The sequence below is a fragment of the Enteractinococcus helveticum genome, assembly GCF_020742345.1.
GTDB classification, from domain to species: Bacteria; Actinomycetota; Actinomycetes; order Actinomycetales; family Micrococcaceae; genus Yaniella; species Yaniella helvetica_A.
The window spans coordinates 38,606-51,199 of sequence record NZ_DYXC01000142.1; the positions used below are offsets into that span (position 1 = coordinate 38,606).

The window sequence follows — 12,594 nt, forward strand, 5'->3', positions numbered from 1 at the left end:
TTGACACACCGTGCCAACATGGTGCTGTGCCGCAGCGAATGTCCGGAACGTACTACACTACAAAGACCATGAATGAGCATTATTTCTCCTCCAGTCCGTCTGGCCAAGATCGTCGGCGTGTAGTCGATGTCGAGCTTGCCGAACAAGATGTTCAAGTTGAGACCTCTGGCAGCATTTTTTCTCCCGATGGGGTGGATCGCGGGACACGTGTCCTCTTGGAGGTCGTAGCTGATCCCCCTGCCGCGGGAGAATTCCTCGATATTGGGTCCGGATGGGGGCCCATTGCACTGACGATGGGGTTACTTTCGCCGGGTGCGGACATCACGGCCGTAGAGGTCAATGAACGCGCAGCGATGCTGACCCAGACAAACGCTGCACGTCTCGGGATCGACAACATCAGGGTCCAACACCCGGACGATGTTTCTACAGGTGCTACTTTCGATCTGATCTGGTCAAATCCCCCGATTCGAATTGGTAAGACTGCCTTACATGACATCTTGACCCGGTGGCTACCTACGCTGAAACCTGGCGGCCAAGCGTGGCTCGTAGTGGCTAAGAAACTCGGCGCTGATTCATTATTGCCTTGGATCCAATCCATGCTCGATGCGAAGGCACCTGGCGAATTTTCTGTTCGTCGGGCCGCTACAGATAAAGGCTTTCGAGTACTCCTTGTGGAACGCGTCTTATAACCGACCAATAAAAGCCGTTGAGAGCGCTGCGAAGGTAGATATTCGTTGACCCTCGTGAAGTTGCACCACGATGTCACCACATGGTGTTGACACATTCCACAAGCTCAGTTGGGTCAGTCCCGTCCACAGTTGGAAAGCAATTGTCGCAGTTGCTGCCGCCGTGCCCAGGTCAGAGACGCCATGAACTGCGGGGTGGTGCCGCAGTGCTAATTGGCCGATGCCCTCCACCATAAGCGGGTCGTGTGGCACAACGAAATTTACTCCGGTCGGTTCCGAAGCTTCTGGATCAATCGATGGGGCTTGTGCCAAGTCTATGCCCGCTAATTCTCCTAAAGACTCTACTGCTACCGTGACGTGTAGGTTTTGAGCTCGGATACTCAAGCCTGGTCGTGGATCTGTTAGTCCTGCTGCCATGACTAAAGTGTCAGAGCCTGCTGCACTTGCAGTTTCGGGCATCTCGTATGACCATTGGCCAATATCAACACCTACATAGGCAGGGGTGTAAACCGTGGTAATTAGGCCTGACGAAGAGCTGAAGACGTGGTGCGACGTGTCTGCATTTGCTATCTTCTTCAGGGCTACCAATGCATAAGTTGCAACACGGGCTGCTTCTGTCAGGTGCTGCATCGGTGTTCCATCAGCCATCCAGGCTTCTAGACTAAGCGCTGGGCGCCCGTGTAGTGGTGGAGCCTCAGTAATCAGCACCACCCCAACAGCACCGACGCCAGTGGAACGATTGCACAGCCAAATAATATGTTCTGAGGTCAGTTCGAAGCGCTGGGTTGGTTCGTCAATGACAATCCAGTCGCCGGTCGGACCTGTGATTTTTATAAATTGCTCACCGACTAAGTCTTCTCGCATGCCCTGTCGACGAACTTGCGGTGTGGACTGTGAAACGTTCATGTCGTCAGCTTAGCTGGATTCTACGAGACGGATGATATCGGCCAGCGCATGGTCAGCTTGTGGATCGATCCAATGCACACGGGGGTCGGCCTTAAACCAGGTTTCTTGGCGGCGGGCGAACCGACGGGTAGAGACGATGGTCGAGTCGATAGCTTCTCGCAAACTGATTGCGCCACTGAGATGTTCCATCATTTGGCGATAGCCAATGGCGCGGGACGCTGTTGGCGCTAGTCCTAAGCCGTGGGCTTGTAAATTTTCTACTTCCTCGAGCCAACCGCTTTCTATCATGTTGTACACGCGTTGTTCTATGCGTTCGTGTAAGTGGGCACGGTCAATGCTCAGGCCAATTTGTACCACGGGAGGTAGCTCGGGGTGGTATTGGCGTTTGGGCATGAACGAGCTAAATGTTCGTCCAGTGAGTCGGTATACCTCTATGGCGCGAATTATCCGACGGTTGTCCTGAAGACGCTGTGCTGATGCCTGGTCGACTCGCTGAAGCTCATCGAGGAGCGGTCCGATGCCTTCTTTTTCAACTTGTGTAGTGAGGTCTTGCCGCAGAGCGCGGTCAGTCGGTGGAAACTCAAGTGTGTCGAGGGCCGCCCGGACATACAGGCCTGAGCCTCCTGTCAAGATTGGCACCTGAGACCGTGCCCTAATCTCCTCAATGGTTGTTCGTGCCAACGTTTGAAAGGTAGCAACGCTGGCCTCAACCTGAAGGTCATAGATGTCCAACAGGTGGTGAGCAATCCCTTGGCGTTCTTCGACGGTAGCTTTGGCCGTGCCGATGTCCATACCTCGATAAAACTGCATGGCATCAGCATTGATGATCTCACCGCCAAGAACCTTGGCCAAAGCAATCGCTAAGGCAGTCTTTCCTGTGGCGGTAGCCCCAACGAACGCTACAACGGGCTGCTTATCCAATGCGCAAGCTTGGCAGTCCGAGGTTCACACCACCTGCTGGAGTACCGGTACCGGTACCGCAAGAGTCAGCCTGAGCTCGATCCCATGCATCCCCAGCACGTGAGGGTCGTAGATGGTACTGTTTGGCAGCTGTTGGATCAGCGATGAGGTGGTATGGATGTGATTCAGTAATGGGTACTGTTACGAAATCTCCAGGGCGCGGTGTTTGAGCACTTGCTGGGATGCTGAAGTGAACCAGGCGGTTGTCAGGCGCCCGGCCGGTGAGGCGTCCGGTCTGTTCACCTCGACTACCGGCATCGTTTGTTACAAGCAGTTCTTGAGATGTACCAACGAGTTTTGCAGATTCTTCTGCCGCGATGCGGTCTTGCAGTGCCACGAGCCGTTCAAAACGTTCTTGCACAACATCTTTTGGAATTTGATCTTCCATGTCCGCCGCGGGTGTTCCAGCTCGTGGGGAATATTGAAAGGTGTATGCCATCGAGAAACGTGAAGCTTCGACCACTTCGAGGGTTTGCTGAAAATCAGCTTCAGTCTCGCCAGGAAAGCCAACGATAATATCTGTAGTCACCGCAGCGTGTGGGATGCGTTCGCGAACTTTCTCCAGGATCCCAAGGAAGCGCTTGGAACGATAGGATCTGCGCATGGCTTTTAAAATGGTGTCGGATCCCGATTGCAACGGCATATGCAATTGTGGCATCACGTTCGGTGTTTCGGCCATAGCATCGATGACATCATCGGTAAATGAGGCTGGGTGCGGGCTAGTAAACCTGACTCGTTCCAGTCCCTCGATTTCACCGGTAGCGCGCAGGAGCTTAGAAAATGCTTGACGATCTCGAAACTCTACCCCGTATGTGTTGACGTTCTGTCCCAGAAGGGTAACTTCAACAGCGCCGTCGTCAACCAGCGCTTGAACTTCGGCCAGAATGTCTCCCGGTCGACGATCTTTTTCTTTTCCACGTAGCGACGGGACGATACAGAACGTACAAGTGTTGTTGCAGCCTACTGAAATAGACACCCAGCCTGAGTAACTAGACTCGCGCTTTGTAGGCAAAGTCGACGGGAACGTTTCTAGAGCCTCCAGGAGTTCGACCTGGGCCTCATTATTATGGCGTGACCGGTTCAAAAGAACTGGCAACGATCCGATATTATGTGTCCCAAACACGACATCAACCCAAGGTGCACGTTCGACAATCGTATCCTGGTCTTTTTGTGCAAGACACCCTCCAACGGCGATTTGCATGCTGGGGTGTTCGTCCTTTGTGACCTTGAGATTTCCCAGGTGACCGTAAAGCCGGTTTGCGGCATTTTCTCGAACTGCGCACGTGTTAAATACAACGAGATCAGGAGTCGAATCGTCACTTGCAGGAACGTACCCGTTGGTTTCCAACAGTCCAGAAATGCGTTCTGAATCATGCACATTCATTTGGCAACCGAACGTGCGGATTTCATACGAGCGTGGCGTTGCGATGTCGGCTACGGTTTCAGTCACGATATTCATTTCATTCGTCTAGGGGGTCAAGGTCAACGGCATCCAAAGCACTAGTGACTACGTTGAATGCCACGCCTGGCACATACCCTTTTCTGGAGAGCATGCCAACCAGGCGTCGCACTATTCTATCGCGTTGCTGACGCGATTCTGGATCTGTTGAAGCAGGCACCTTTGTCCGAGACAATTTCCGCATAACCAAATCATAAGCAGCTGTCCATTCGTCCTCGTCCGAGACCTGCTCGAGCGCTACGGCAGCCAGATCATCAGCAATGCCACGCTGACGCAATTCCATGCTTAAGGCCCTGCGCGCCAGGCCCTTCGAACGGTGCCGTGAACGGACCCAGCTTTCGGCAAATGCCGCATCATCTATGAGTTCGACTTCTTCGAAACGGTCGAGCACCTCTTCAACCACGTTGTCAGCGATTTCTCGGCTCCGAAGTTTTTCGGCAAGTTGATGCCGAGTTTTCGGTGCAGCTGACAGTTGGCGCAACGCAATATTGCGCGCAGCTTGGTGCTGGTCCGTTTCGAGATCGTCTTGATCATTCATAGAATTTAGGCATCCTCAACGGCTTTCAATGCAACTTCTTCGTCTTCCTCTTCCACATTGGTTCCAATGCCCAGAGCGGCCTTAATGCGATCTTCAATCTCAACTGCTAAATCTGGATTGTCTTTGAGGAATCGGCGAGAATTCTCTTTACCTTGACCGAGCTGATCACCATCGTAGGTGTACCACGCACCGGACTTGCGAACGATGTTGTGTTCCACGCCCATATCCAGCAGACCACCTTCGCGGGAGATTCCTTCACCGTAAAGAATGTCGAATTCAGCCTGCTTAAATGGTGGAGCCATCTTGTTCTTGACGATCTTGGCTCGCGTACGGTTGCCAACAGGCTCGCCGGCTTGTTTCAGTGTCTCAATGCGGCGAATGTCAATACGAACGGAAGCATAGAATTTCAATGCTTTACCGCCAGTGGTAGTTTCCGGCGAACCAAAAAATACACCAATTTTTTCACGTAACTGGTTGATAAAGATGGCAGTAGTCTTGGACTGTGCAAGGCGGCCAGTGATCTTTCGTAGCGCCTGGGACATAAGTCGCGCTTGAAGACCTACGTGACTATCCCCCATTTCCCCTTCGATTTCGGCTCGTGGAACGAGTGCGGCCACCGAGTCGATAACAACGATGTCAAGTGCGCCGGATCCGACGAGCATATCCATAATTTCAAGTGCTTGTTCACCGGTGTCAGGCTGTGAGACAAGCAGCGCGTCAGTGTCGACACCAAGCTTCTTGGCATATTCAGGATCAAGTGCGTGTTCAGCATCGATGAATGCAGCAATACCACCCTGGCGCTGAGCCGCTGCTACAGCGTGCAACGCAATAGTCGTCTTACCCGACGACTCTGGGCCATAGACTTCTACCACACGACCGCGTGGTAAGCCACCAATCCCTAAAGCAACATCGAGGGCAACCGAACCGGTCGGAATGACTTCAATGGGCGTCCGAACTTCGTCCCCCAGACGCATGATTGAACCTTTGCCGTAGCTCTTGTCAATTTGCGCAAGGGCTGCCTCAAGGGCTTTTTCGCGATTTGAATCTGAAGACATTCGTCTACTCCTTGAATTGTTAATGACAAGTCTCACGACCTGCTGTCATGCTCCAAAGTCTATGATGTCGCACGGACACGATAAGCCGCACAAAACACCTTGTGGAAAACTGCGTGAAACAAGAGCATTTAACGGCAACCTGTGGATAAATTTTACCGCCTTTGGGCAAAGCATTCGAGCCCAGCGTGATGTGTGTCGGACTCTCACCAAGCCCCGGCTAAAACGTATCAGTATCTCGAGGGGCTTTATCTTTCCCTAAGCGACGTTCCGTCGGAATGTCGTGTAAGTCGCATACGGCCTGCCAGATAACCCTTGCGTCTATACCTGCTGATAAAGCCTCTTGGGCGGTTGCTTTCAGGCCTGGCAATTCTAATGATGATGCGATGACACCAGCATTGGCTGAACCGAATTCATCTTCTAGCAGGGCCCAGAATTGGGAATGTCGCACGAATGTCCTCAGTTAGGGATAAGGAAAGTAAAAGCCGTAAGCCTCATACAATCGTACGAGGCCTACGGCCTGGTTCAAAGCTTATGAACGCCGACAGGTTAACTAGCGTTTTGCTAAATGGTCGCCACGGTTATATCCGTGACCCTGCTGTTGCTGCTTGGCGTAACGGTGGGCAAGTTCAGCCGGAATAGTATCTGGAATCTGAACCGCCTCCTCTACTGCAATACGATCTGACACTTCACGAAGCATAACCGACAGTGGAATATCCAGTGCTGCGGTGATGGCACTGAGGAGTTCGGAAGAAGCTTCCTTTTGGCCACGTTCAACTTCGGAGAGATAGCCCAATGAAACGCGTGCATCGTGTGAGACCTCGCGAAGGGTTCGACCCTGGCGCTGGCGAACGTCACGAAGGACATACCCAATCTCTTCACGCAGCACGGGCATGGTGGGCTCCTTGGCTTCGTTCTGCTGGTTCATTGTTTCGCCAGCCTTCAGCCAGCGAGTCACGCCATTTACAACAACGGGTTCTCTCATCATCATTAACCACCATCTCTTGTATAAATTCTGAATCCCTACTGAGAAGCGGAACTCAAAGACCTTCCACCATTAGACAACGCTCCTGTTGTCGAATTTGTTCCCGGATGGATCAATTTTTTATAAATTTTTCCCAAAATACCCGTTTTTGTGATATAAAGCACGTTTTTTGTAATAAATTTCGGCGACTTTTCTCACAGACGTTCTTGACGCCACCAGTTTTTAGTTGTTCTGTGCTAACCATTCTCCCACGAGCCGTAAGCTCGCTGCCACTGCAGCTCGTCGTATTTGGTCGCGATTGCCCTCCAAACGCAGTAATCGCGCAGTCAACTGTTCGGCTGTCGATAGTGCGATGAAAACGATACCGACAGCTTTTCCTTCAGACGGTTCAGGTCCGGCCACCCCGGTGGTGGAAATTCCGATATCTGCTCGAAAGCGGCCCCGGGCACCCTTGGCCATCTGTTTTGCCGTTTCGGCGTCCACGGCGCCACGTGCAGCTAAGGTGTCGGCCGACACCCCGAGTAAGCGGTGCTTGATGCCATTGTTATACGCAATAACACCACCTTGCAGTACTGCAGAAGCCCCAGGCACGTCGGCCAATGTTGAACTCAACATCCCGGCGGTTAATGACTCAGCCGTGGCGATAGTCAAATCTCTTTGTTTCAACTGTGCAACAATGTCGTGTGCGCTGACGTTTGAAGGACTAGAAGCGTTCATACAGATGGGTTCTATTCGTCGAGGGTCGGTTCTTCTTTCGGGGCACGGATGGCTTTTATCACATAATCTACACCTGTGACTAGTGTCACCGCCATGGCTGCTAGGACCAGCACCCAGCCCAACCAAAGCCACCAGGTGCCGACAAACGTCGACAATGGCAGCAGTAGTATCAGGATGGCTGCGGTTTGCAGCACGGTTTTGATCTTTCCGCCACGGCTAGCGGGCATGACACGTGTGCGAAGCATGGCGATTCGCATCAAGGTGATGCCCCATTCGCGCAGCAGAATGACGATAGTGATCCACCACCAGATTTCACCAAGCAGGGACATGGTGATCCATGCTGCACCGGTCAGGAACTTATCGGCAATCGGGTCAGCGATCTTGCCGAAGTTGGTGACGATACCTCGTGACCGTGCAATATCGCCGTCGAGTTTGTCGGTGTACATTGCAACAGCGAAGATGGCCACTGCGACCCAACGAGCCGGCATGGAGTCTCCACCGAAGGTACCAGAATCCCACAGCATCCAGATGAAAAATGGAACCAGCAGAATCCGAAGCGTGGTCAACGCATTGGGAAGATTCCAAGAACTTATCTGCCCGTTAGTTGCCATGCGTCCTCTGATTCATTGTCATCCATTGGGTCATAGTAGTCGGCGCCATCGGTTTCGATCGGAGTTTCAAAGGCCTCCGTGGTCCCTTCCGTTGGCGATGCCCCGGTGGGCGTCGGCACGTCTTTGCCCTTAATATTGGCGATGACGGCAGCCAGGTCATCAGGTTTCACAAGGACATCACGTGCTTTAGATCCTTCGGAAGGTCCTACGACTCCACGGGATTCCATCAGGTCCATGAGTCGGCCTGCCCGTGCAAAACCAACCCGCAATTTGCGTTGCAGCATCGACGTGGATCCGAACTGTGACGTAACCACCAGCTCTACCGCCTGCAACAAGTCTTCCAAATCATCGCCGATGTCCTCATCGATGACCTTTGCTTGTTTTTCTGGAATTACATCTTCGCGGTATTGGACCTGCATCTGAGATTTAACGTGATCGACCACGTCCCGGATCTCCGATTCATTGACCCAGGCACCCTGAACACGCATGGGTTTGGATTTGCCCATCGGCAGGAACAACGCATCACCTTGGCCTAGGAGCTTTTCGGCCCCTGGCTGGTCAAGCACGACCCGGGAGTCGGTGACCGAGGAGGTCGCAAAGGCCATGCGCGATGGCACATTGGCTTTGATCAGGCCGGTGACGACGTCCACCGATGGACGTTGCGTTGCCAACACGAGGTGAATACCCGCGGCACGCGCGAGCTGAGTAATGCGCACGACAGCGTCTTCGACGTCGCGTGGAGCAACCATCATCAAGTCAGCTAACTCGTCAATGATGACCAGTAAGTACGGGTACGGCTTAAGTTGGCGTTTGGAGTCCGGTGGTAGGGTCACCTTGCCGGCACGTACCGCCTTGTTAAAGTCGTCAATGTGCTTATATCCAAAGGCTGCCAGGTCGTCGTAGCGCGTGTCCATTTCTTGGACAACCCATTGCAGTGCTTCTGAGGCTTTCTTGGGATCAGTGATGATCGGGGTGACCAGGTGAGGCACACCTTCATAGATGGTGAGTTCCACGCGCTTGGGATCGACCAGAACCATTCGGACATCATCGGGGGTAGCTCGGGTGAGCACCGAGGTGATCATCGAGTTGATAAATGCAGATTTTCCGGCACCGGTGGCACCGGCCACCAGCATGTGCGGCATCTTGGCAAGGTTAGCCATGATGTAGCCGCCCTCAACGTCTTTTCCGACACCCATCACCATTGGATGATCAGTTTTTCGTGCCGCATTGGAGCGCAAGACATCGCCCAGGGAAACGATCTCTTTGTCCGTGTTCGGGATTTCCACACCGATGGCTGATTTGCCCGGAATCGGTGACAAGACCCGGACATCTGTGGAGGCGACTGCGTAGGCAATGTTGCGTTCCAAGTTCGTGACCTTTTCGACCTTGGTGCCCGGAGCCACTTCAACTTCATAGCGAGTAACCGTTGGCCCCCGGGAGAACCCGGTGACTTCGGCATCAACCTTGAACTGTGTAAATACGGTGTCGAGAGCATGAACCACTCGATCATTGGCCTCAGACCGTTGCTTCGGTGGCGGTCCAGCTGGCAGCATTTCCAGGCTTGGCAACGTGTAGGTAACGTCACCGTCCAGTTCAAGTTGTTCGGTACGTGCCGGGATCGGAGGCAGGTCCACTGGTTTAGCAACCTCGGTGGCGGGCACGTGTTTCGTGCTCTCCCCCAGGCCGGCTTTTTCGCGCGCTTCTTGCAGGGCTAGTTCATCGGCGGTTGGACGACGCACGCCCGGTGGAATCACCGGTTCGGTTGCGTCCGGCGCAGCTTCAGCGCTGAGGGCCGCCGCCTCCTGGGTAGCTGCATCTGCCGAGGATTCTTCGTCATCGAATAAGGAACCGAAGTCCATGACCTGGGTGTGCTTCGTCGCTTTTGGCCGAGGGACTGCAGCGGGTGCTTCGTTTTCATCGGTCAGAATTTCAACGGCCGGTTTTTCGTCATCAATAACGGCAGTGGCATATGCTTCATCGCCAACCAGTGGCTGGTCGGTCGCATCCGCATCGTCGGTGCCTTTGCTTCCAAAGAGTCTGGCGAAGAACCCTGGACGCTTTTGAGCTGGCGCAGCTCGACGCTCATGTTCATACAGATACGACTGGTCATGGTCGGCATGGGTGCGTTCTGGTACATCGTATTGCTGTGCTTCGTCCGAGGCTTCAGCTTCCTGTCCGGTCAGCCAGCGATATGTTCCGGCAAGCCGGGAAGGTATCTTGCCGACCGGTGTGGCGGTAATAACTAAGATGGAAAAGAATGCGACAACGACCATCAGAATCCATACCGGGATGGTGGTCACCAGCGCGGCTAATGGATCCACGACCAGATAGCCTAAGACTCCCCCAGAATTGAGCTTGTCTTCCATCGTGGCTCCCATGGATGGGTTATCGAAGACTAACTGGCTGATACCGGAGCCCGAGATCGTGGCAAACAAAAGGCCAAAGAAGATCCGCCCGTTGGCGCTGTGTTGTTGTGGGAAACGGAAGAACCGGACCGCAATGATGAATAACACCATTGGCAGCAGAATCGAGAACCAACCAAATGTGCCTGCCACGATATGGAAAATGATCGAGCCGACAATAGGCTCACTAGCGGGCGCCCACCAGAACGTCGAGGCGACGACCAATGCCAGGACCAGCACGAAGAAGCCAGTGCCGTCGCGGCGCTGCTCAACGGGGATATACACATCTGGCCCCATTTTTCGCACTGCGCCACCAAATGGTGTGGCCAGCCCTGACCAGAAGCGAATAATCGCCCGCACGAGCCAGGGCTGGGTGGTTTCAGTTACGTTATACGGTGTATCTTCCGTTGTCGCAGAAGTCTTCTTCGCTTTCGAAGTTGAGGTCTTCTTCGACGAACGGTCGGGGGAAGTACGTTTCGCCATACCACCTAGGCTACCGCTTTTGAACGGTTATGGTCGCATTCAGGTACCCTCGCCAATAATTCCTAGGATTCAATAATGATTGGAACGATCATAGAACGACGACGCAGTTTCCGTGCAACCCAAGACCCCAGGGTTCGACGCATCATCTGTTGCAATTGGTGTTTGCTGTGTGCTTTATCGGATGCTGCAGCCTCGTTCAAGACTTTGACGAGCTTGGGTTTGATCGCATCAAATACACCAGCATCTTCTGCCACACCACGGGAATGAATTTCTGGTCCGGACAAAATGGTGCGAGTGTCCCGGTCGATAACAGCAATGACCGAGATGAAACCTTCTTCACCGAGAACTTGGCGATCTTTGAGGTCGTCTTCAGTCACATCACCGATTGAGCGACCATCCACATAGACATATTCAGACTGGACTTCGCCGACCTGGCGGGCCACCCCGTCGACAAGATCAATCACCCCGCCGTCATTGGTGATGATGACGTTGTCTTTGGCAACTCCAGTTGCCTCGGCAATCCGCCCATTGGCGATTAAATGGCGCATTTCGCCGTGGATGGGCATCACATTTTTCGGCCGGACGATATTGTAGCAGTACAGCAGTTCACCTTCGGATGCGTGGCCGGAAACGTGAACGTGCGCATTGCCCTTGTGAATGACATGCGCGCCAAGTTTCATCAGGCCGTTGATCACACGAGTGACGGCGTTTTCATTCCCGGGAATAAGTGAGGAAGCCAAGATGACTAGATCATCTTCTTGGATGGTAATTTGCCGGTGTTCATCATTGGCCATACGCGATAAGGCGGCCATCGGCTCACCCTGAGAACCCGTGGACATCAGCACGACCTCGTCGTCGGCATAGTCATTGACGTGTTTGAGGTCAATCAGGGTGTTCTCTGGAATATTTAGGTACCCCAATTGGGCTGCAATGCCCATGTTGTTGACCATTGACCGGCCAACGAAGGCAACTTTGCGGCCGTGTCGCACTGCGGCATCCAGGACTTGTTGGACCCGGTGCACGTGTGAGGCAAACGATGCCACAATGACGCGTCGTTGTGCTTTGCCAATGTAGTTTTCTAGTACCGGACCGATATCTTTTTCGGTCGGCGTGAATCCTGGAACCTCCGCGTTGGTCGAGTCAGTCATGAACAGATCCACGCCTTCTTCGCCGAGGCGAGCAAAAGCACGAAGATCGGTGATGCGTCCATCAAGCGGCAGCTGGTCCATTTTGAAGTCACCGGTGTGCAGAATGGTGCCGGCTTCAGTACGAATGGCAATCGCCAGCGAGTCCGGAATCGAGTGGTTGACGGCAATGAATTCCAGATCGAACGGACCAAGTTGTTCGCGGCCACCGTCCTGGGCTTCTAGCGTGAACGGTTTGATCCGATGCTGCTGCAATTTGGATTCCACCAGCGCCAGGGTGAGCTGGGAACCGATCAACGGGATCTCTGGGTTCAGACGCAGCAAATAGGGCACCGCGCCAATGTGGTCCTCATGACCGTGGGTCAAGACGATTGCGACAACATCGTCGAGCCGGTCTTTGATGTATTCGAAGTCCGGCAGAATCAGGTCCACCCCTGGCTGGACTTCTTCGGGGAATAGGACCCCGGCGTCAACGACGAGTAATTTACCGTTGAGTTCGAAGACCGTCATGTTGCGCCCGACATCCCCCAACCCGCCGAGTGGCACAATGCGGCAGGTGCCGCGATGAAGCTTGGGTGGGTAGGACAAAACGGGTGTTTCTTCGGTCATGGTCGGGTATTTCCTCCGATGAAGTATCAGGTCGTAAAGTG

At 53.5% G+C, this 12,594-nt stretch carries 12 protein-coding genes; 1 reads left to right on the plus strand and 11 read right to left on the minus strand.

Translation table 11 applies throughout. The annotated features are described in order from the left end of the window. The first annotated feature begins 68 nt into the window (after positions 1-68). Positions 69-689: a class I SAM-dependent methyltransferase gene (locus K8V32_RS12240; protein WP_303907876.1), complete on the plus strand. Its 621-nt coding sequence runs from the start codon at positions 69-71 to the stop codon at positions 687-689. Here K8V32_RS12240 and K8V32_RS12245 read toward each other — a convergent pair. The 11 genes from K8V32_RS12245 to K8V32_RS12295 all read right to left on the minus strand — a co-directional run bounded on the left by K8V32_RS12245 (position 684) and on the right by K8V32_RS12295 (position 12,553). Beyond that, positions 684-1,592, minus strand: coding sequence for a diaminopimelate epimerase (locus tag K8V32_RS12245; RefSeq protein ID WP_303907878.1), 909 nt, complete (start codon positions 1,590-1,592; stop codon positions 684-686). The genes K8V32_RS12240 and K8V32_RS12245 overlap by 6 nt on opposite strands. Before the next feature lie 9 nt (positions 1,593-1,601). Then, positions 1,602-2,513 (minus strand): tRNA (adenosine(37)-N6)-dimethylallyltransferase MiaA, encoded by a 912-nt coding sequence (gene miaA / locus K8V32_RS12250; protein WP_303907880.1) that lies wholly within the window; start codon positions 2,511-2,513, stop codon positions 1,602-1,604. Continuing rightward, on the minus strand, positions 2,506-4,002 hold the full coding sequence (miaB, locus tag K8V32_RS12255) for a tRNA (N6-isopentenyl adenosine(37)-C2)-methylthiotransferase MiaB (RefSeq protein ID WP_524536739.1): 1,497 nt from the start codon (positions 4,000-4,002) through the stop codon (positions 2,506-2,508). The genes miaA and miaB overlap by 8 nt, the downstream gene beginning before the upstream one ends. Before the next feature lie 10 nt (positions 4,003-4,012). Beyond that, complete coding sequence (locus K8V32_RS12260) at positions 4,013-4,549, minus strand: regulatory protein RecX (protein WP_303907885.1); 537 nt, start codon at positions 4,547-4,549, stop codon at positions 4,013-4,015. 5 nt (positions 4,550-4,554) lie between these two features. After that, positions 4,555-5,604 (minus strand): recombinase RecA, encoded by a 1,050-nt coding sequence (gene recA, locus K8V32_RS12265; protein WP_303907887.1) that lies wholly within the window; start codon positions 5,602-5,604, stop codon positions 4,555-4,557. A gap of 217 nt (positions 5,605-5,821) precedes the next feature. Continuing rightward, on the minus strand, positions 5,822-6,052 hold the full coding sequence (locus K8V32_RS12270) for a DUF3046 domain-containing protein (protein WP_303907890.1): 231 nt from the start codon (positions 6,050-6,052) through the stop codon (positions 5,822-5,824). 102 nt (positions 6,053-6,154) lie between these two features. Continuing rightward, on the minus strand, positions 6,155-6,589 hold the full coding sequence (locus K8V32_RS12275; RefSeq protein WP_303908009.1) for a helix-turn-helix domain-containing protein: 435 nt from the start codon (positions 6,587-6,589) through the stop codon (positions 6,155-6,157). A 219-nt stretch (positions 6,590-6,808) separates the two neighbouring features. Further along, complete coding sequence (locus tag K8V32_RS12280) at positions 6,809-7,303, minus strand: CinA family protein (RefSeq protein WP_303907892.1); 495 nt, start codon at positions 7,301-7,303, stop codon at positions 6,809-6,811. Between the two features lie 11 nt (positions 7,304-7,314). Next, positions 7,315-7,914, minus strand: a complete 600-nt coding sequence (gene pgsA / locus K8V32_RS12285; RefSeq protein ID WP_303907895.1) for a CDP-diacylglycerol--glycerol-3-phosphate 3-phosphatidyltransferase — start codon at positions 7,912-7,914, stop codon at positions 7,315-7,317. After that, positions 7,893-10,799, minus strand: a complete 2,907-nt coding sequence (locus K8V32_RS12290; protein ID WP_303907897.1) for an FtsK/SpoIIIE family DNA translocase — start codon at positions 10,797-10,799, stop codon at positions 7,893-7,895. The genes pgsA and K8V32_RS12290 overlap by 22 nt, the downstream gene beginning before the upstream one ends. Before the next feature lie 62 nt (positions 10,800-10,861). After that, positions 10,862-12,553 (minus strand): ribonuclease J, encoded by a 1,692-nt coding sequence (locus tag K8V32_RS12295; protein ID WP_303907900.1) that lies wholly within the window; start codon positions 12,551-12,553, stop codon positions 10,862-10,864. Positions 12,554-12,594 lie beyond the last annotated feature (41 nt).

Excerpts from the sequence above, each read along its gene's own strand:
- K8V32_RS12240 (WP_303907876.1), top strand. The coding sequence starts at position 69 with ATGAATGAGCATTATTTCTCCTCCAGTCCGTCTGGCCAAGATCGTCGG.
- K8V32_RS12245 (WP_303907878.1), bottom strand. The coding sequence starts at position 1,592 with ATGAACGTTTCACAGTCCACACCGCAAGTTCGTCGACAGGGCATGCGA.
- K8V32_RS12260 (WP_303907885.1), bottom strand. The coding sequence starts at position 4,549 with ATGAATGATCAAGACGATCTCGAAACGGACCAGCACCAAGCTGCGCGC.
- recA (WP_303907887.1), bottom strand. The coding sequence starts at position 5,604 with ATGTCTTCAGATTCAAATCGCGAAAAAGCCCTTGAGGCAGCCCTTGCG.
- K8V32_RS12275 (WP_303908009.1), bottom strand. The coding sequence starts at position 6,589 with ATGATGAGAGAACCCGTTGTTGTAAATGGCGTGACTCGCTGGCTGAAG.
- K8V32_RS12280 (WP_303907892.1), bottom strand. The coding sequence starts at position 7,303 with ATGAACGCTTCTAGTCCTTCAAACGTCAGCGCACACGACATTGTTGCA.
- pgsA (WP_303907895.1), bottom strand. The coding sequence starts at position 7,914 with ATGGCAACTAACGGGCAGATAAGTTCTTGGAATCTTCCCAATGCGTTG.
- K8V32_RS12290 (WP_303907897.1), bottom strand. The coding sequence starts at position 10,799 with ATGGCGAAACGTACTTCCCCCGACCGTTCGTCGAAGAAGACCTCAACT.
- K8V32_RS12295 (WP_303907900.1), bottom strand. The coding sequence starts at position 12,553 with ATGACCGAAGAAACACCCGTTTTGTCCTACCCACCCAAGCTTCATCGC.